The 17,927-nt window shown below is 58.7% G+C and carries 16 protein-coding genes and 2 tRNA genes; 12 read left to right on the top strand and 6 right to left on the bottom strand.

The window, feature by feature from the left end; translation table 11 throughout:
* Positions 1-47: 47 nt before the first annotated feature.
* Positions 48-1,010, top strand: coding sequence for a hypothetical protein (locus KGD89_RS06475; RefSeq protein WP_025258992.1), 963 nt, complete (start codon positions 48-50; stop codon positions 1,008-1,010).
* 29 nt (positions 1,011-1,039) lie between these two features.
* On the opposite strand, the gene dinB is transcribed toward KGD89_RS06475, so the two are convergent.
* Positions 1,040-2,101: a DNA polymerase IV gene (gene dinB, locus KGD89_RS06470; protein ID WP_025258991.1), complete on the bottom strand. Its 1,062-nt coding sequence runs from the start codon at positions 2,099-2,101 to the stop codon at positions 1,040-1,042.
* Between the two features lie 247 nt (positions 2,102-2,348).
* Here dinB and KGD89_RS06465 point away from each other — a divergent pair.
* The 4 genes from KGD89_RS06465 (at position 2,349) to KGD89_RS06450 (ending at position 7,076) form a co-directional block, all read left to right on the top strand.
* Positions 2,349-2,425: transfer RNA gene (locus KGD89_RS06465), tRNA-Met, on the top strand.
* A gap of 152 nt (positions 2,426-2,577) precedes the next feature.
* Positions 2,578-2,654 (top strand) — tRNA-Met (locus KGD89_RS06460).
* Between the two features lie 562 nt (positions 2,655-3,216).
* Positions 3,217-5,739, top strand: coding sequence for a bifunctional lysylphosphatidylglycerol flippase/synthetase MprF (gene mprF / locus KGD89_RS06455; RefSeq protein WP_404940690.1), 2,523 nt, complete (start codon positions 3,217-3,219; stop codon positions 5,737-5,739).
* Positions 5,739-7,076 (top strand): virulence factor family protein, encoded by a 1,338-nt coding sequence (locus KGD89_RS06450; RefSeq protein WP_025258989.1) that lies wholly within the window; start codon positions 5,739-5,741, stop codon positions 7,074-7,076. The genes mprF and KGD89_RS06450 overlap by 1 nt, the downstream gene beginning before the upstream one ends.
* Positions 7,077-7,148: 72 nt before the next feature.
* Here KGD89_RS06450 and KGD89_RS06445 read toward each other — a convergent pair whose 3' ends face one another.
* Positions 7,149-9,044, bottom strand: a complete 1,896-nt coding sequence (locus KGD89_RS06445) for a potassium transporter Kup (RefSeq protein ID WP_025258988.1) — start codon at positions 9,042-9,044, stop codon at positions 7,149-7,151.
* A gap of 258 nt (positions 9,045-9,302) precedes the next feature.
* Here KGD89_RS06445 and rimO point away from each other — a divergent pair, with 258 nt between their 5' ends.
* The 5 genes from rimO to tsaA all read left to right on the top strand — a co-directional run bounded on the left by rimO (position 9,303) and on the right by tsaA (position 13,267).
* Positions 9,303-10,649, top strand: coding sequence for a 30S ribosomal protein S12 methylthiotransferase RimO (gene rimO / locus KGD89_RS06440; RefSeq protein ID WP_025258987.1), 1,347 nt, complete (start codon positions 9,303-9,305; stop codon positions 10,647-10,649).
* A 96-nt stretch (positions 10,650-10,745) separates the two neighbouring features.
* Entirely contained in the window at positions 10,746-11,177 is a 432-nt protein-coding gene (locus KGD89_RS06435) for a GNAT family N-acetyltransferase (RefSeq protein WP_038399764.1), read from the top strand.
* Between the two features lie 140 nt (positions 11,178-11,317).
* Positions 11,318-12,028 (top strand): rRNA pseudouridine synthase, encoded by a 711-nt coding sequence (locus tag KGD89_RS06430; protein WP_025258986.1) that lies wholly within the window; start codon positions 11,318-11,320, stop codon positions 12,026-12,028.
* Positions 12,029-12,094: 66 nt separating this feature from the next.
* The gene (locus tag KGD89_RS06425; protein ID WP_025258985.1) at positions 12,095-12,556 is read left to right on the top strand and encodes a YehS family protein; all 462 of its coding nucleotides are present in this window, start codon (positions 12,095-12,097) and stop codon (positions 12,554-12,556) included.
* A gap of 3 nt (positions 12,557-12,559) precedes the next feature.
* Positions 12,560-13,267 (top strand): tRNA (N6-threonylcarbamoyladenosine(37)-N6)-methyltransferase TrmO, encoded by a 708-nt coding sequence (tsaA, locus tag KGD89_RS06420; protein ID WP_025258984.1) that lies wholly within the window; start codon positions 12,560-12,562, stop codon positions 13,265-13,267.
* A gap of 47 nt (positions 13,268-13,314) precedes the next feature.
* Here the strand turns inward: tsaA and fpr are convergent, their stop codons facing one another.
* Entirely contained in the window at positions 13,315-14,094 is a 780-nt protein-coding gene (gene fpr / locus KGD89_RS06415; protein WP_002554680.1) for a ferredoxin-NADP reductase, read from the bottom strand.
* Positions 14,095-14,217: 123 nt separating this feature from the next.
* Here fpr and KGD89_RS06410 point away from each other — a divergent pair, with 123 nt between their 5' ends.
* Complete coding sequence (locus KGD89_RS06410) at positions 14,218-15,144, top strand: LysR family transcriptional regulator (protein ID WP_025258983.1); 927 nt, start codon at positions 14,218-14,220, stop codon at positions 15,142-15,144.
* 5 nt (positions 15,145-15,149) lie between these two features.
* On the opposite strand, the gene KGD89_RS06405 is transcribed toward KGD89_RS06410, so the two are convergent.
* The 3 genes from KGD89_RS06405 to KGD89_RS06395 form a co-directional block, all read right to left on the bottom strand.
* A complete protein-coding gene (locus KGD89_RS06405; RefSeq protein ID WP_025258982.1) occupies positions 15,150-15,518 on the bottom strand; it encodes a diacylglycerol kinase in 369 nt (122 codons plus the stop codon).
* 72 nt (positions 15,519-15,590) lie between these two features.
* Positions 15,591-16,238 (bottom strand): response regulator transcription factor ErdR, encoded by a 648-nt coding sequence (gene erdR / locus KGD89_RS06400; protein WP_025258981.1) that lies wholly within the window; start codon positions 16,236-16,238, stop codon positions 15,591-15,593.
* 177 nt (positions 16,239-16,415) lie between these two features.
* Positions 16,416-17,126, bottom strand: coding sequence for a tRNA-uridine aminocarboxypropyltransferase (locus KGD89_RS06395; protein WP_025258980.1), 711 nt, complete (start codon positions 17,124-17,126; stop codon positions 16,416-16,418).
* A 222-nt stretch (positions 17,127-17,348) separates the two neighbouring features.
* Between KGD89_RS06395 and KGD89_RS06390 the strand changes: the two genes are divergently transcribed.
* On the top strand, positions 17,349-17,768 hold the full coding sequence (locus KGD89_RS06390; protein ID WP_025258979.1) for a quorum-sensing-regulated virulence factor family protein: 420 nt from the start codon (positions 17,349-17,351) through the stop codon (positions 17,766-17,768).
* The last annotated feature ends 159 nt before the right edge of the window (positions 17,769-17,927 follow it).

The raw sequence follows: 17,927 nt of genomic DNA, 5'->3' as shown, positions 1-17,927 counted from the left end.
GCGGACGCGCCACTCATCACACGCCCCAATCCGCATCAAGAGATCCCATGTTCAGACGAAGCACCCTAAGCCTCGGCAGCGCCGTTCTGTGCGGCACCTTCCTCGTCAGCGGCTGTGCCAATCAGCTGTCACAGCGCAGCGAGCACGAAGAACGCATAGAGCGCAAACTGCTGGAACACACCCTGCAGATCGATATCGGCGAGCCCAAGACCCTTGAACTGCCACAGCGCCGGGTGCGGATTCACGAGCATAAATCCTTCGAGGTCACCGACTTTGAAGTAACCCGTCATTACGACCGTTACACCCCCTATCAACCCTGGCGGGAAATCTATGAGATTCCGCTGGGAGCAGTCGCAGTGGTCGCCGGCATCGGCGCCAACGTGGTCAACGTCTTCACTCTCGGCAGCCTGCCGGACAGCGTGACCAAGGACTGGATCAATTACGGCGTGGCAGGCCTCAACCCGTTCATGAACGCACCGTCCCATGGCCGTGCGCAGCAGAACCTGGCCAGTATCGATGAAGTCCAGAAGGACAAGAGAATCGAGAACTCCACCCTGCCCTGGAACGAGCGTCCGGTCATGGTGAAAGCGGGTAACGAAACCCATGAGCTGAATACCGATCGCAACGGGATTCTGCGCCTCAACCTGCTCGACAGCCCGTTTGCCGAACAGGACCTGAGCCGGGTCACGCGCCTGTACCTCAACATCGAGGACGATCAGGACAATGCTCACGCCAATGCCAGCCTGCCGATCAGCCAGTCGCTGCGGGGCAAGCTGCTCGAAGCTCACGAGCTGATCTACGACGACCTGGAAGACGATGAAGTCAAACAGTGGGTGCATCGCGTCAAGCGTCTTTCAGAACTGGGTCTTGAAGAAGAAGCCAGCGAACTGGAGCAGAGCCTGATCGAGCTGACACGCAACGACCCACAACTGCAGAACGAGTTTCTGAAGTCTCTGGCCAAGGATGCTGGCCGCCTTGTGGCACCCGCCACAGAACCTGATAGCGAATGACAACCAGGCTCCTTGCAAGGAGCCTGCAACTATTGGGTAAACAGCTCCAATTGCTCATGAGCGCCACGCAAATCATGCAGGCGCACGCCGATGCCCAGTAATCGCACCGGCTTGGCGCCACGGGCAAAAGCCTGGGTCAGCAATTGCTCGTAACTGGCCAGATCCCGCCCTGCCCCCGACTGCTCCAGCGTGGTCTGGGTAAAATCATGGAATTTCACTTTCACGAATGGCTTGCCGGGACGATATTGCCCGGCCATTCGCTCCATGCGCACAGCCAGGGTTTCCAGCAATGCCGGCAGTTTTTCCAGGCAACTGGCCAGATCGGGTAAATCCGTATCGTAGGTATTTTCGACGCTCACGGACTGACGCCTGCTGTCCGTCTGCACGGGACGCTCATCGATCCCGAACGCCAGACTCCAGAGCCGCTCACCAAAACTGCCGAACTCGCGCACCAGCGACAACTTGCTCCAGCGACGCAAGTCCATGCAGGTGATGATGCCCAGCCGCCCCAGCTTGTCAGCCGTCACCTTGCCGACACCATGCAACTTGCTGACCGGCAGGGATTCGACAAAATCCTCGACCTGATCCGGAGTAATCACGAACAAACCGTTGGGCTTCTTCCAGTCACTGGCAATCTTGGCAAGAAACTTGTTGGGCGCAACGCCAGCCGAGACCGTGATGTGCAACTGATTTGAAACCCGACGCCGGATATCCTGGGCGATACGGGTCGCACTGCCGGAAAAATGACTGGCATCGGAGACATCCAGAAACGCCTCGTCCAGCGACAGCGGCTCGATCAGGTCGGTGTAATCACGAAAGATGCCCTGAATTTCCCGGGACGCTTCCTTATAGGCATCCATGCGCGGCTTGACGATGGTCAGCTCCGGGCACAGCTTCAAGGCGTGACGCGAGGACATCGCCGAACGCACCCCATAGGCTCGTGCTTCATAATTACAGGTCGCAATCACCCCTCTCTTGTCCGGCGACCCGCCGACAGCCAGCGGCTTGGTGGCTAGGCTCGGGTCGTCTCGCATTTCGATGGCTGCATAGAAGCAGTCACAATCGATGTGGATGATTTTGCGCTGAGTCATGAACGGCGATTTGCAATCAATGGTCGTGCAGTATCGCACTGGTATCAGGAAGTGACACTCATGACGCCAAATGAATGCATCAGAAAAGCGTGCGCTCCCTACACCACTGCCCTTTCGGATTGTCAGACAAACCGTCATATCTCCTGTAGCACTGGCCTTACAGCGCTAACCATTTGAAGAAAAAAGCATTTTTTGAAACTAATGATTGACAGGATCAGCTTCCCCTGTAGAATGCCGCCCTATCAGACGCGGGATGGAGCAGCCTGGTAGCTCGTCGGGCTCATAACCCGAAGGTCGTCGGTTCAAATCCGGCTCCCGCAACCAAATGCAGTAAAGTAGAAGGCCCGCCCACAAAGCGGGCCTTTTGCATTCTGATGCCAACATCCGTCAACCAGCAGCAAACAGTATTAATTTTCATGTTTTCTGCATTAAAGGTTGACACTTCTGGATTCGGCTGTAGAATGCCGCCACACAGACGCGGGATGGAGCAGCCTGGTAGCTCGTCGGGCTCATAACCCGAAGGTCGTCGGTTCAAATCCGGCTCCCGCAACCAACATCAAAGAAGGCTAATCGAAAGATTGGCCTTTTTTGTGCCTGCTGAAAAAGCATGGGACCAGCCATGCTAACTGTCTGACAAAAAAAGACTATTTCCCCTCCCCCCTGAAACCCTATCATCACGTACGTAACGTAATATTTCTGTGTCCGACAGTTTTTCGATGGGCTGCCGATAGAATCATTACGAGACGTAGTAGGAAAGATCGGCACGCGATCGTCATGCCCGGCGCCCCAGTCACTCTTCAATACGGCATGACACAACGTAGTCATTTTTGTTACATACGCCTAAGCTGAATCAAAGCTGAACGGTACCCGCTCAAGCCATTAGCAGTTCGCCCATGAGACGTTGACGCGATAACATCTCGAAATATTTTTTGCGTAGGGATTGGTAACTTGGCTGCATACCTCCATCCTGTCGCGCACGATCCAAGGAGTGATTGATGCGCGACAACCCGTCAGATACCAACGAAGCAGTTGCTGCAAATAGTTCGATAAAACCTGTCCGCTTCCGCTGGCTGGAACTGCTCAGCAAGTACCGGCAACCCATCGGTTTGGCCGTCATGCTGCTGCTTTTCGGCATGGCCTTGATCGCCTGTCGACACATGCTGATCGAGATGGACTTCTTTGCGCTGCGCGACTCGCTGTTCGCCGTGCCCCTTCCATCGCTGGGTGGCGCTCTGCTGGCTGCGATCATCGGCTTCGTCATCTTGATGGGCTACGAGCTGTCCGCCAGCCGTTACGCCAACGTCAACCTGCCGACCCGCACCTTGCTGCTTGGGGGCTTTACCTCTTTTGCGATTGGCAATGCCGTGGGCCTTTCCATGCTCTCCGGCGGATCGGTGCGTTACCGACTGTATTCGCGTCATGGCATCGGGGCGATGGAAATCGCCCGCATGACCCTGTTCGCCAGCCTGTCGCTGGGCTGCGCCTTGCCACCACTGGCAGCAGTAGCAACCCTGAGTAACCTGTCCGGCGCGTCACTGGCACTGAAACTGCCGGTGGATGTACTGGCCGTTATCGCTACCGCGGTGCTGGTCGCCAGCGTTCTGCTGGCGGTTGCGGTCTATCGCCGTCGTCTGCCGGAACAGACCATTCCCCACAATATTCTGGTCAGGGCCGGCCGACGCACCTTGCGTCTTCCCGACCTGCGCCTGACGCTGATACAGCTGGTCATCACCGCTCTGGACGTGGTCGCCGCAGCCATGGTGCTTTACCTGCTGCTGCCGTCAGCACCGCCGCTGGGTGCTTTCATCCTCATCTACCTGCTGGCCCTGGCCGCAGGCGTACTGAGTCATGTACCGGGCGGCGTAGGGGTTTTCGAGGCGATTCTGCTGGCAGCCTTCGCCAACGAACTGGGCGCCGCGCCGTTGGCGGCTGCCTTGCTGCTGTATCGCCTGATCTACGTGGTGTTGCCACTGTTGCTGGCATGCCTGACGCTGCTCTTTACCGAAGCCCAGCGCCTGCTGCCCACCCGCCAGGCCATGCGCGTAGCCTCCGGGCTCGCCGCGCCGATCCTGGCGCTGCTGGTATTTCTGTCAGGTGTTGTGCTGTTGTTCTCCGGCGCCACACCGGAAATCGACACCCGCCTGGAAAACGTCGGCTTCATGATTCCCCATCGCCTGATCAACGCCTCGCACTTTGGCGCCAGTCTGGTAGGTGTGCTGTGCCTGTTGCTGGCTCAAGGCTTGCGGCGTCGCCTGTCGGCGGCGTGGATGCTGACGGTCATTCTGCTGCTGGTGGGCGCAGTCCTGTCGATGCTCAAGGGCTTCGACTGGGAAGAAGCCAGCCTGTTGCTGCTGACAGCCGCTCTGCTGGCTACTTTCCGCCGCTCTTTCTACCGTCCGAGCCGCCTGCTTGAGCTGCCCTTCTCGCCGCTTTACCTGATCGCCAGTGCCTGCGTGGTAGGCGCCTCGATCTGGCTGCTGCTGTTTGCCTATCAGGACGTGCCTTACAGCCATCAGCTCTGGTGGCAGTTCACCCTCGACGCCGATGCTCCACGGGGCCTGCGCTCCGCTCTGGGCAGTGCGGTGCTGCTGGTGGTCGTGTCCCTGACCTGGCTGCTGCGCACCGCTCGCCCGGTCATCAAGCTACCGAACGCCGCCGAGCTGGACAAGGCTGCCGAAATCCTCAAGGCCTCCAGCCAGCCCGATGGCGGACTGGTGCTGACCGGTGACAAGGCGATTCTGTTCCACCCCAACGAAAACGCTTTCCTGATGTACTCCCATCGCGGACGCAGCCTCGTGGCCCTGTATGACCCGATCGGCCCGACTCAGCAGCGCGCCGAACTGATCTGGCAATTCCGTGACCTGTGCGACGTTCACCATGCCCGCCCCGTGTTCTATCAGGTCCGTGCAGAGAACCTGCCGTACTACATGGACATCGGGCTGACAGCGATCAAGCTGGGCGAGGAAGCACGGGTAGACCTGCGGCGCTTCGACATCGACGCCAAGGGCAAGGAAATGAAAGACCTGCGCTACACCTGGAACCGGGGTGGCCGCGACGGTCTGTCGCTGGAGATCTACGAAGCCGGTCAGGCGCCGCTGGATGAGCTGAAAGCTATTTCCGATGCTTGGCTGACCGGCAAGAATGTGCGCGAAAAAGGCTTCTCCCTGGGCCGTTTCAGCCCTGAGTACCTGAAGTATTTCCGCATCGCGATTATCCACTTTGAAGGCAAGCCGGTGGCGTTTGCCAACCTGCTGGAAACCTCCAGCCTCGAACTCGCCAGCCTGGACCTGATGCGCTCACACCCGGACGCCCCCAAGCTGACCATGGAGTTCATGATGGTCGGCCTGATCCTGCATTACAAACAGCAGGGCTATGCACGCTTCAGCCTGGGCATGGTGCCGTTGTCAGGCCTGCAGCCAAGACGCGGCGCCCCCTTGACCCAGCGCCTGGGCTCGATGGTGTTCCGCCGTGGCGAACAGCTCTACAACTTCCAGGGTCTGCGCCGCTTCAAGGACAAGTTCCAACCGGACTGGGAACCTCGCTATATGGCCGTGCCTGCCGGACTCGATCCGCTTGTGGCACTGGCTGACACCGCCGCCCTGATTGCGGGCGGCCTGACTGGATTGGTGAAACGCTGATGATTCGACGCTTTTCGCGCTATTTGCTTGCTGCTCTGGGTGTTGTTCTGCTGGCGGCACTCGGCTTCTGGCTATGGACCCGCCCTGCTCCACCTGCCAGCCTTGAACGCCTGAGCCTTGACGATGGCACGCCACTGACCAGCGTCACACCGGCAACCAAGGTCAAGACCCGGATTGCCCTGGCCGTGACCGCTGAAGAAATGCTGACTGACAAGCAACTGCTGGCCATCAGCAAGGACGCCTCGGCGCGCATCATTCAAGTGGTCTTGCCCAAGGATGACTGCGTCCTGCAACAGAAGACGTTCCAGAACGCCCTGCAAAAGCTTGAGGGTGCGCCTCTGGTTGTTGGCGGCATTGGCCCGGGCGCTACGCTGGCATGGCGCTGGCTGGCCGAACAGAAGGACGACAAGGCCCAGGCCATCTCGGTCGGTTTTGCCCTGGAGCATGTTTCCAACCCTCCTCCGGTGGTGGAAGAGGATGAAACCCCGCCGCAGATCTGCGACGTACCGCTGCCGCAAAAGGCACCACACGGCCACTGGCTGGCCGCCTGGAACGACGCACCGGACGATCCGAGCGCTGCTTTCGTACGCGATCAGACGAACGCCGAAACCAGCATCAGCGACTACGACATCTCTCTGCCGCAAGTGCTCAACACCGAGCTTCGTCACCTGCTGCTGGGTGAAAATGACGCAGGCGGCCTGGGCATCCCGACGGTTGAAGTGCCTGTGGCAGCCAACCAGAGCGCCGACACCGTAACCCTGTTCATGTCAGGTGACGGCGGCTGGCGCGATCTGGACAAGGTCGTGGCTGGCGATATGGCGAAGATGGGTTATCCGGTGGTCGGCATCGATGTGCTGCGCTATTACTGGGAGCACAAGACGCCGGAACAGACCGCTATCGACCTCACCGACCTGATGAATCACTACCGTCAGAAATGGGGCACCAAGCGCTTCATCCTGGCTGGCTACTCCTTCGGTGCGGATGTCATGCCTGCGGTCTATAACCGCCTCGCACCGGAAGACCAGAACCGTATCGACGGGATCATTCTGCTGGCCTTCGCACGCTCCGGCAGCTTCGAGATTCACGTAGACGGCTGGCTCGGCAATGCAGGCAAGGAAGCGACTACAGGCCAGGAAATGGCCAAGCTGCCAGCTTCCAAAGTGCTGTGCGTCTATGGCCTGGAAGAGAAGAAAACCAGCGGCTGCACCGATACCACCGCAGTCGGTGAAGTGATCGAGCTACCGGGTGGCCATCACTTCGATGAGAACTACCCGGCACTGGCCAAGCGTCTGATCAATGCGATCAACAAATGGCAAGGCAAGCCTGCCGCTCAATAAGTCCTGATAGGCAGACATGAAAAATCCCGGCACCGCGAGGTGACCGGGATTTTTTGTACACCAGGAGAAACGCTACATCTCGACCTGGGTACCCAGTTCGATCACCCGGTTGTACGGCAGCTTGAAGAAGCGCAGGTTACCGTTGGCGTTCTTGAGCATGAAAGCGAACAGGGCTTCACGCCAGCGCGCCATACCCATCATCTTGGACGGAATGACGGTTTCGCGGCTCAGGAAGTAAGTGGTGCGCATCGGGCTGAAATCCAGATCGTCCAGATGACACAGCGCCAGCGCAGCCGGTACGTCCGGCTCGTCGATAAAGCCGAAGTGCAGGATCACCCGGTAAAAACCTTCGCCGTAGGACTCCACTTCAAAACGCTCATGGGCCGGGACCCTTGGCCGGTCTTCATAGACCACGGTCAGCAATACCACCTGCTCGTGAAGCACCTGATTGTGCAGCATGTTATGCAACAGCGCATGGGGCACCGCGTCGCTGCGCGCCGTCAGGAACACGGCAGTGCCCTGAACCCGGTGCGGCGGCTGCACACGAATGCTGCCAATGAAGATCGGCAGCGGCAGGCCGCCCTCGTCGATACGATCGGCCAGCAACTGCTTGCCACGCTTCCAGGTGGTCATCAGGATGAACAGCACCGCACCCGCCAGCACAGGGAAGGCACCGCCCTGCACGACTTTCGGCACGTTGGCAGCAAAGAACAGGCCGTCCACCAGCAACAGGCCCAGCAGCAAGGGAACCGCCAGCACTGCTGGCCACTTCCACAACAGCAGCATCACCGAAGACACCAGAATCGTGGTGCAGAGCATGGTGCCGGTCACGGCAACGCCATAAGCCGAAGCCAGCGCGCCGGAAGACTCGAAGCCGATCACCAGCAACACCACACCCACCATCAACGCCCAGTTCACGGCACCGATATAGATCTGGCCCTGTGCATCGCTGGAAGTGTGCTGAATGTACATGCGCGGGATGTAACCGAGCTGAATGGCCTGCAAGGTCATGGAGAACGCACCGGAGATCACCGCCTGGGAAGCAATGACCGTTGCCAGTGTCGACAGCCCGATCAGCGGCAGTAACGCCCAGCCCGGTGCCAGCAGATAGAACGGGTTGCGCACCGCCTCGGGGTTTTCCAGCACCAGCGCGCCCTGCCCGAAGTAGTTGAGCAGCAGCGCAGGCAGCACCAGGATGAACCAGGCCCTTGAGATAGGCTTGCGCCCGAAGTGCCCCATGTCGGCGTACAGCGCCTCGGCACCGGTCAGTGCCAGCACGACGGCACCGAGAATGGCGACTCCGATACCCGGATGCAGAATGAAGAACCGGATCGCCCACATCGGATTCACGGCATTGAGCACTTCAGGCGAATGCATGATGCCGTAGATCCCGAGCGCACCCAGCACCAGAAACCAGGTCACCATCACCGGCCCGAACAATACGCCGATGCGTGCCGTCCCGTGCTTCTGGATCAGGAACAGGCCAACCAGCACCACCAGCGCCATGGGCACGATCCAGTGCTCAAGCCCGTCGAAGGCCAGTTCCAGCCCTTCCATCGCCGACAGCACCGACACCGCCGGGGTAATCATGCTGTCGCCGTAGAACAGAGCCGCGCCGAACAGACCGAATACCACCATCAGCATTTGCAGCCTGGGGTAGTGAGCCGTTGCGCGTCGCGCCAGAGCCGTGAGGGCCATGATCCCGCCTTCGCCCTGGTTATCGGCGCGCAGAATGAAGGCCATGTACTTGAAGGACACCACCCAGATCAACGACCAGAAAATCAGCGACAGGATGCCCAGTATCGCGTCATGGGTGACATCAACCCCATATCCCCCCTGAAAGACCTCCTTGAGCGTATACAGCGGGCTCGTACCGATATCCCCATACACCACGCCCACAGCCGCAATCAGCAGCCCCAAGGGTTTTGCAGTGCTTCCAGTCTCAGCATGACTGCTTGCCTGACTCATCCAATACTCCTGAAACAAGACTTGAGGCCCAAAGCACTATGAACTTCACACCACGTAACAATTCCGATCGCGCCAATTATTGACATGCGTTGGCGCAATGCCGCGAAGCATAGCGCAGCACTCGTCGTAATTCTCTGTTTAACACTGGTCATCGCACGCACTCATCGCTAGAATTGCGCACTTTTTGATCAGAGGCGCACCAAGCGCCCAATCGGTGCCCGCGTATTGAGCCAGGCACCCTTCACGCCGAGGTTTGCCATGTCCACCGTCACCACGCCGTCCGCCCCCAAGGTAGGCTTCGTTTCCCTGGGTTGCCCGAAAGCTCTGGTCGACTCCGAGCGCATCCTGACCCAACTGCGCATGGAAGGTTACGAAGTCGTTCCGACCTATGAAGATGCTGACGTGGTTGTGGTCAACACCTGCGGCTTCATCGATACCGCCAAGGCGGAATCCCTGGAAGTGATTGGCGAGGCCATTGCCGAAAACGGCAAGGTGATCGTGACCGGTTGCATGGGCGTGGACGAAAGCGTCATTCGCAACGTGCACCCGAGCGTGCTGTCGGTCACCGGCCCTCAGCAATACGAGCAGGTGGTCAATGCCGTGCATCAGGTCGTGCCACCGAAGCTGGACCACAACCCGCTGATCGATCTGGTACCGCCACAAGGCATCAAGCTGACGCCACGTCACTACGCCTACCTGAAGATTTCCGAAGGCTGCAACCACAGTTGCAGCTTCTGCATCATCCCGTCGATGCGCGGCAAACTGGTCAGCCGTCCGGTAGGCGATGTGCTCGATGAAGCCCAGCGTCTGGTCAAATCCGGCGTGAAAGAGCTGCTGGTGATTTCCCAGGACACCAGCGCCTACGGCGTCGACATCAAATACCGCACCGGTTTCTGGAACGGCCAGCCGGTCAAGACCCGCATGACCGAACTGTGCCAGGCTCTCAGCTCCCTGGGCGTCTGGGTTCGTCTGCACTACGTTTATCCGTACCCGCACGTCGATGAGCTGATCCCGCTGATGGCCGCCGGGAAAATCCTGCCGTACCTGGACATCCCGTTCCAGCACGCCAGCCCGAAAGTGCTCAAGAACATGAAGCGCCCGGCCTTTGAAGACAAGACCCTGGCGCGCATCAAGAACTGGCGCGAACAGTGCCCGGACCTGATCATCCGCTCCACCTTCATCGTCGGCTTCCCCGGCGAAACCGAAGAAGACTTCCAGTACCTGCTGGACTGGTTGACCGAAGCACAACTCGACCGCGTCGGCTGCTTCCAGTACTCGCCGGTTGAAGGCGCGCCTGCCAATCTGCTGGACGCAGAAATCGTACCGGACGACGTGAAGCAGGATCGCTGGGATCGCTTCATGGCGCATCAACAGGCAATCAGCGCTGCCCGTCTGCAGATGAAGATCGGCAAGGACATCGAAGTCCTGATCGATGAAGTGGACGAGCGCGGTGCAGTAGGCCGCTGCTTCTTCGATGCGCCGGAAATCGACGGCAACGTCTATATCGGTCTTGAAGACGACAGTCCGGTCAAACCCGGTGACAAGATCATGTGCCGCGTGACAGACGCCGACGAATACGATCTGTGGGCCGAAATCATCGACTGAAGTTGAAACCGAATCAGCCCCGCCCTTGAAAACGGCGGGGCTTTTTTATCGGTCCGGGTTGTCTACTCATGCAGCCCACCACAAGAGCCCATCGAAATGGACCTGTACACGCCCGAGCAAAACGACTTTCAGGAACTGGCCAACCTCTGGGAACGCTCGGTACGTGCGACCCACGACTTCCTGCCCGATAGCTACATCGCCATGCTCAAAGAGCTGCTGCTCACGCAGTACCTGGGTTCGGTCACCCTGTTCTGCACCCGCGACGCACACTTGAAGATCACAGGCTTTGCAGGCATCAGCCTGTACAAGCTGGAAATGCTGTTTGTCGATCCCGAACATCGCGGTCAGGGCCTGGGCAAGCACCTGCTTGACCATGCCATCGAGTATTTCAACATCAACGAGCTGGACGTCAACGAACAAAACCCGCAAGCCCTGGGGTTTTATCGCAGGCAAGGTTTCGAGGTGATCCACCGCAGCGAACTGGACGGGCTTGGGCAACCTTATCCGATCCTGAGAATGCGGCGCTAGAAGCGCTACCCTGCTTGAGTTGATCCACCAAACGCGGGAAAAGCCCTGGCCGCGACAAGGCATCCATTAATTATTCGCACCGATTATCAGGCGTGCGCAGGTACAATGGCGTCTTTCCCATCAGTAACGGCTTCTTTTTCATGACAGACCCCATTCGCCTTTCCAAACGCCTTATCGAACTGGTCGGCTGCTCCCGTCGCGAGGCTGAACTGTATATCGAGGGCGGCTGGGTGACCGTGGATGGCGAGGTGGTCGAAGAGCCGCAGTTCAAGGTCGAAAACCAGAAGGTCGAACTCAGCCCCGACGCCAGGGCCGAAACCCCGGAAGCCGTCACGATCATTCTGCACAAACCGGCCTCGGCCAGTGTCGAAAGCGCGCTGCAAATGATTACCCCGGGTACCCTTTCCCAGGAACACAGCTTCGGCAAGCGCCCGCTCAAGGGGCACTTCCTGCGCCTTGAAGCGATTTCGACCCTGCAAGCCAATGCCAGCGGCCTGATGGTGTTCAGCCAGGACTGGAAAATCCTGCGCAAGCTCACCGACGACCGCAGCAAGATAGAGCAGGAATATGTCGTGGAAGTCTCGGGCGAGATGGTTGCCCATGGCCTCAACCGTCTGAACCATGGCCTTAGCTACAAAGGCAAGGAACTGCCTGCCGTCAAAGCCAGCTGGCAGAACGAGAACCGCCTGCGCTTTGCCATGAAGAACCCGCAGCCCGGCATTATTGCCCAACTGTGCGAGGCCGTGGGCCTCAAGATCGTCGCAGTCCGGCGCATCCGCATCGGTGGCGTCTCCATGGGCAAACTGCCTGAGGGCCAGTGGCGCTACATGACGGCCAAGGAAAAATTCTAACCTTCATTTTTTGCAGCGCACGACAACTCGTGCGCCGTTACAACGACTTACCAGGACTCACGCCTCATGATGAACAACGATGTACTGCGCAGCGTGCGCTATATGCTGGATATCAGCGACAACAAGATTGTCGAGATCACCAGGCTCACCGGCTTTGAAATCACCAAAAACGACGTGATCGCTTTCACCAAGAAGGAAGAGGAAGAAGGCTACCTCGATTGCAGCGATGAAATCATGGCCCATTTTCTCGATGGACTGGTGATCTTCAAGCGCGGCAAGGACGACAGCCGTCCACCACAGCCCATCGAACTGCCGATCACCAACAACATCGTGCTCAAGAAACTGCGTGTCGCCTTTGAACTCAAGGAAGACGACATGCACGACATCCTCAAGTCCGTGAACTTCCCGGTGTCCAAACCGGAGCTCAGTGCCCTGTTCCGCAAGGTCGGCCACAACAACTACCGCGAATGCGGCGACCAGTTGCTGCGCAACTTCCTCAAGGGCCTGACCTTGCGCGTACGCGGCTGATTCGTGACCTACAACGTCTCTCCTGTCGGTTTCGTGCGTTCCTGCTTCAAGGAGAAATTCGCGATTCCGCGCCAGCCACAACTGGCTCCCGCCGCCCGTGGCTGCCTGGAGCTGGTTGCGCCCTTTGATCAGGGTGAAGCCGTACAAGGCCTGGAACAGGTCAGCCATGTGTGGCTGCTGTTTCTGTTCCATCAGGCTCTGGAAGACAAGCCACGCCTCAAGGTGCGTCCGCCACGCCTGGGTGGCAACCAGTCCATGGGCGTGTTCGCCACCCGTGCAACGCACCGGCCCAATGGCATCGGGCAATCCGTGGTCAGGCTGGACAAGGTCGAGGCGGGGCGGCTCTGGATTTCCGGTATCGACCTGCTTGACGGCACGCCGGTGCTGGATATCAAGCCCTATGTGCCTTATGCCGATGCCCTGCCCCATGCAAGCAACCGCATTGCTAGTGCGGCACCGGAACTGATCCCTGTTCACTGGGAGGACAGCGCGCTGCTGCAAGCCCGTGAGCACGCACAACGCCTTGACGAGCCACTGGTGGAACTGATCGAGCAATGCCTGGCTCAGGACCCGCGTCCGGCCTATCAGGTGCCTGCGCCGGAACGTCGCTACGGCGCGCAGTTCTGGGATATGGACGTGCGCTGGCATTATCCGCAGCCGGGGATGATCCGGGTGCTTGAGGTTGTGCCAGCTAAAAATCCCGCCCAATAAAAAACCGCCTCGCTCAGGAAGAGGGAGGCGGCTTTTATCAAAACAACTTACTTCTCGACGAATGCACGCTCGATCAGGTAGTCGCCCGGCTCACGCATGCGTGGGGAGACTGTCAGGCCGAAGCTGTTCAGCACTTCGCTGGTTTCATCAAGCATGCTCGGGCTACCGCACAGCATGGCGCGATCGTCCTGAGGATTGATCGGTGGCAGACCGATGTCGCTGAACAGCTTGCCGCTGCGCATCAGATCGGTCAGGCGGCCTTCGTTCTCGAAAGGCTCACGGGTAACGGTCGGGTAGTAGATCAGCTTGTCGCGCAGCGCTTCACCGAAGAACTCGTTCTGCGGCAGGTGCTCGGTGATGAATTCGCGGTAAGCGACTTCGTTCACGTAACGTACGCCGTGGCACAGGATGACCTTCTCGAAACGCTCGTAGGTTTCCGGGTCCTGAATGACGCTCATGAACGGCGCAAGACCAGTACCGGTGCTCAGCAGGTACAGATGCTTGCCAGGCTTGAGGTCATCCAGAACCAGAGTGCCCGTAGGCTTCTTGCTGATGATGATCTCGTCGCCTTCCTTGAGGTGCTGCAACTGCGAGGTCAGCGGACCATCAGGCACCTTGATGCTGAAGAATTCCAGATGCTCTTCCCAGTTCGGGCTGGCAATCGAATAGGCGCGCATGAGCGGACGACCGTTAGGCTGCTGAAGACCGATCATCACGAACTGACCGTTCTCGAAACGCAGACCCGGATCGCGGGTGCACTTGAAACTGAAGAGAGTGTCGTTCCAGTGATGGACGCTGAGGACACGCTCGTGGTTCATGTTGCTCATGTACGTGGGAACTCCTGAAAAATTCTTCTGCGCTGGGCATAAGCGCTATTGCGCGACATTCTAGTGGCAGACACAATATCTGTTAAATTAATTATCAAGATATGGGTTATCGGTTATATAGATATGCGATTTACTCTTCGTCAGCTTCAAGTCTTCGTCGCCGTTGCCCAGCAGGAAAGCGTGTCCCGGGCAGCGGTCATGCTCTCTCTCTCGCAATCGGCGGCCAGCACATCCATCACCGAGCTGGAGCGCCAGTCCAGCTGCCAGTTGTTCGATCGCGCCGGCAAGCGATTGAGCCTCAACGCGACCGGACGCCAGTTACTGCCCCAGGCGGTGGCTCTGCTGGATCAGGCCAAGGAAATCGAAGACCTGCTGAACGGCAAGTCCGGCTTCGGCTCACTGGCAGTCGGCGCCACACTGACCATCGGCAATTACCTGGCGACCCTGCTGATCGGCGGGTTCATGCAGCGTCACCCGGAAAGCCAGGTCAAGCTGCATGTCCAGAACACTGCGCATATCGTGCAGCAGGTGGCGCATTACGAAATTGATCTGGGTCTGATCGAAGGCGATTGCAGCCACCCCGATATCGAAGTGCAGTCCTGGGTCGAAGATGAGCTGGTGGTGTTCTGCGCTCCCCAGCATCCACTGGCCAAACGCGGCCATGCCAGCCTGGCGGAACTGACACGTGAAGCCTGGATTCTGCGTGAACAGGGCTCGGGCACACGGCTGACCTTTGATCAGGCCATGCGTCATCACCGTAACGGGTTGAATGTGCGTCTTGAGCTGGAACACACCGAAGCCATCAAGCGAGCGGTGGAATCGGGGCTGGGCATCGGCTGTATTTCCCGGCTGGCCCTGCGCGATGCGTTTCGACGTGGCAGCCTCGTGGCTCTGGATACGCCGGAGCTGGATCTGTCGCGGCAGTTCTACTTCATCTGGCACAAGCAGAAGTACCAGACCTCTGCCATGCGAGAGTTTCTCGAGTTGTGCCGCGCCTTTACCGCCGGGGTCCAGCGCAGCGACGAAATCGTGATACCCAGCCTGTACTGAGAAGGTCAGCCGAGCAGGATCACTCCCCAGACCACGGCGATCATGCTCAGCGCGACCAGTTGGGCGGCACTGCCCATGTCCTTGGCGTTCTTGGACAACGGGTGCAGATCCAGAGAAATGCGGTCAATGGCCGCTTCGACTGCCGAGTTGAGCAGCTCGACGATCAGGGCCAGCAGGCATACGGCAATCAACAGGGCATGCTCGCCACGGCTGACGTTGATCACGAAGGACAACGGAATCAGCACGACATTGAGCAGCACCAGTTGACGAAAGGCCGCTTCCCCCTTGAAGGCGGCCGACAGACCGTCAAAGGAATAACCTGCAGCATTGAGGATACGTTTCAGGCCGGTCTGGCCCTTGAAGGGTGAAGGCATGGATAGACTACTGTGTCGAAAGGTGAGGAAATCTAAGGCAACACGGGTCAAAAAAGCGTGAAGAACCGATGCTCAATTGGCCGAAACCGATTCCAGCTGTTGCAGCAACAACGCAGCCTGAGTGCGCGTGCGAACGCCGAGCTTGCGGAAAATCGCCGTGACATGAGCCTTGATGGTTGCTTCGGAAACGCTGAGCTCATAGGCGATCTGCTTGTTCAACAAGCCTTCACAGACCATGGTCAATACGCGGAACTGCTGCGGCGTCAGGCTGGCAAGGCCGGCACTGGCCGCCTTGGCTTCATCCGACACACTGACCACTTCATTGACTTGCGGCGGCCACCAGACATCCCCCTCAAGCACGGTGCGTACCGCCTGCTGGATGGTTTCCAGGGGACTGGACTTGGGAATGAAGCCGCTGGCGCCGAACTCACGGGAGCGCACCACGATTGAAGCCTCTTCCTGGGCCGAAATCATGACCACCGGAATCTGCGGATACTGACCCCGCAGCAAGACCAGCCCGGAAAAACCATAGGCACCCGGCATGTTCAGATCCAGCAGGACAAGATCCCAGTCAGTCTTCTGCGCCAGGTGAGATTCGATCTGGGCAATGCTCTCTGCCTCGACCAGCCGCACATCAGGCCCCAGGCCGATGCTCAACGCCTGATGCAACGCGCTACGAAACAGCGGATGATCATCGGCGATCAGGATGTCGTAGGTCATTTTTTGATCCTGTTTTTATAGTGAGCGCCCGGGGCACATTCACGCCAGACCAGCAAGTTCAGCGCTCAGGCGGCGCCAAGCATGCCCAGCCCGGCAATGGTGGTCAAGCTTGATACTGCCTTGAGCCCAATCCGAAATGGCAATCGGCCTCTATCCGCACGACAGGCACTCGGCTCCTCAAAGAAAAGCCTTCAGATAACGGTGAGCGGCATCGTCCGGATCGATCGGTCTCTGGAACTTGGCACCCAGATAATGGGCGCTGAATACGTCCAGATAAGCATCCAGCACACTGCTGGCACTGGTGTCTTCAGCCAGCTCCAGACAAAGCGCGGCGACCTCGGCCGTACAGAAATGGTCATCGCGACGGGAACGACGCAACCGGTAACGCGAAATCTGCTCCGGCTCCAGGCTCAGTACCGGAAACCGCTCAAGGTAAGGGCTCTTGCGGAACATCTTGCGCGCTTCGGTCCAGGTCGCATCCAGCAGAATGAACAGCGGACGCTTGCCCTCTTCAAGAGCCACACGGGTCACGACCCGCTCTTTGGCGACGAACTCACCCGGAAAGACAATATAGGGCTGCCACTGCGGGTCATCCAGCAAGGCCAACAATTGCTCGTCGACTTCGATGCGCGACCAGCCAAAGGCGTGGGTGTCCTCGATGACATCAGCGATCAGCCAGCCGGTGTTGGTCGGCTTCAACGGCTCGGTGTCATACATCAGCAGGCACATGCCCGAGGTTGCCGCGACTTTAGGCCGCCACCCACACAGACAATAGCTGGAAATCACCCGGCAATCCGGACAGCGTGGTGCCCGGGAACCACGGGCAATGAAGGGCTTGGTGCTACGGGCCAGACGCTGATCGCGCAGGCGGGAAACAGCATGGCTCATGGAAAGACACGCCCGCTGAAGAAAGGCATCGACACAGCAAGAACTCGACAGGGGTAAAAAGTCCGCGCAGTTTACCAGAGCCCCGGCGGTTCAACCTGCTTTCGAGCCGACTGCTCCTATCCTATACTGGCGCGCCATTGGAGCCGCGCCGTGGGCAGGTTATCCGGAACACACGTTGAAGTCGCTGGTCAAAACCGCCAGCCACTGAATCAGGAGAGTTTGATGCTGCGCCTCATCGCCCCAACCCTTACGCTTTTGCTCGTCGCCCCTCTGGCCGCGCAGGCAGCGTCAAAGCAGGAATTCGAACTCAGCACCATGCTGGAAAAAGTCGCGAAGGAAAGCAGCGTCGGCACGCCACGGGCAATCAACGAAGACATCCTGGACCAGGGTTACACCGTCAACGGCAAGGAGTTGATCAACCACCTGAGCGTGCGTGCAGGCCAGGCGCAGCAGATGCGTGCCAATCCGGACGCCGTCCGCAGCCAGCTGGGCAACAGCGTTTGCCACAACAACGGTTATCGTCAGTTGATGACCAAAGGTGCCGTGCTGAAATATCAATTCACTGAATACAAGACCAATCGTCCGGTCATCAGCCAGACATTCCAGGCTTCGGACTGCGCGGTCAAGAAATCCGGCAAGTAAGCAACTCCCTCGCTTCATTGCGCGCAGCCCTGAAGGCGGCGCGCTCCTTCGCAAAGCCCCCTTCCAGCCCCTTGCCACCAACCGATAATCGATAGCCTTTTAGAGGAAAGCGGGACATTATCGAGCCATCATATAACCTGAAGAGAGCTTCAATCATCG

The sequence above is a fragment of the Pseudomonas cichorii genome (assembly GCF_018343775.1).
GTDB lineage: Bacteria > Pseudomonadota > Gammaproteobacteria > Pseudomonadales > Pseudomonadaceae > Aquipseudomonas > Aquipseudomonas cichorii.
The sequence above is the reverse complement of the archived record's forward strand: the minus strand, read 5'-3'. Positions and strand labels throughout refer to the sequence as shown.

Coding starts and splice junctions, on each gene's coding strand:
- KGD89_RS06450 (WP_025258989.1), top strand. CDS start 5,739: ATGATTCGACGCTTTTCGCGCTATTTGCTTGCTGCTCTGGGTGTTGTT.
- KGD89_RS06435 (WP_038399764.1), top strand. CDS start 10,746: ATGGACCTGTACACGCCCGAGCAAAACGACTTTCAGGAACTGGCCAAC.
- fpr (WP_002554680.1), bottom strand. CDS start 14,094: ATGAGCAACATGAACCACGAGCGTGTCCTCAGCGTCCATCACTGGAAC.
- KGD89_RS06430 (WP_025258986.1), top strand. CDS start 11,318: ATGACAGACCCCATTCGCCTTTCCAAACGCCTTATCGAACTGGTCGGC.
- dinB (WP_025258991.1), bottom strand. CDS start 2,101: ATGACTCAGCGCAAAATCATCCACATCGATTGTGACTGCTTCTATGCA.
- KGD89_RS06390 (WP_025258979.1), top strand. CDS start 17,349: ATGCTGCGCCTCATCGCCCCAACCCTTACGCTTTTGCTCGTCGCCCCT.
- mprF (WP_404940690.1), top strand. CDS start 3,217: ATGCTGCTGCTTTTCGGCATGGCCTTGATCGCCTGTCGACACATGCTG.
- erdR (WP_025258981.1), bottom strand. CDS start 16,238: ATGACCTACGACATCCTGATCGCCGATGATCATCCGCTGTTTCGTAGC.
- KGD89_RS06475 (WP_025258992.1), top strand. CDS start 48: ATGTTCAGACGAAGCACCCTAAGCCTCGGCAGCGCCGTTCTGTGCGGC.
- rimO (WP_025258987.1), top strand. CDS start 9,303: ATGTCCACCGTCACCACGCCGTCCGCCCCCAAGGTAGGCTTCGTTTCC.
- KGD89_RS06445 (WP_025258988.1), bottom strand. CDS start 9,044: ATGAGTCAGGCAAGCAGTCATGCTGAGACTGGAAGCACTGCAAAACCC.
- KGD89_RS06405 (WP_025258982.1), bottom strand. CDS start 15,518: ATGCCTTCACCCTTCAAGGGCCAGACCGGCCTGAAACGTATCCTCAAT.
- KGD89_RS06410 (WP_025258983.1), top strand. CDS start 14,218: ATGCGATTTACTCTTCGTCAGCTTCAAGTCTTCGTCGCCGTTGCCCAG.
- KGD89_RS06425 (WP_025258985.1), top strand. CDS start 12,095: ATGATGAACAACGATGTACTGCGCAGCGTGCGCTATATGCTGGATATC.
- KGD89_RS06395 (WP_025258980.1), bottom strand. CDS start 17,126: ATGAGCCATGCTGTTTCCCGCCTGCGCGATCAGCGTCTGGCCCGTAGC.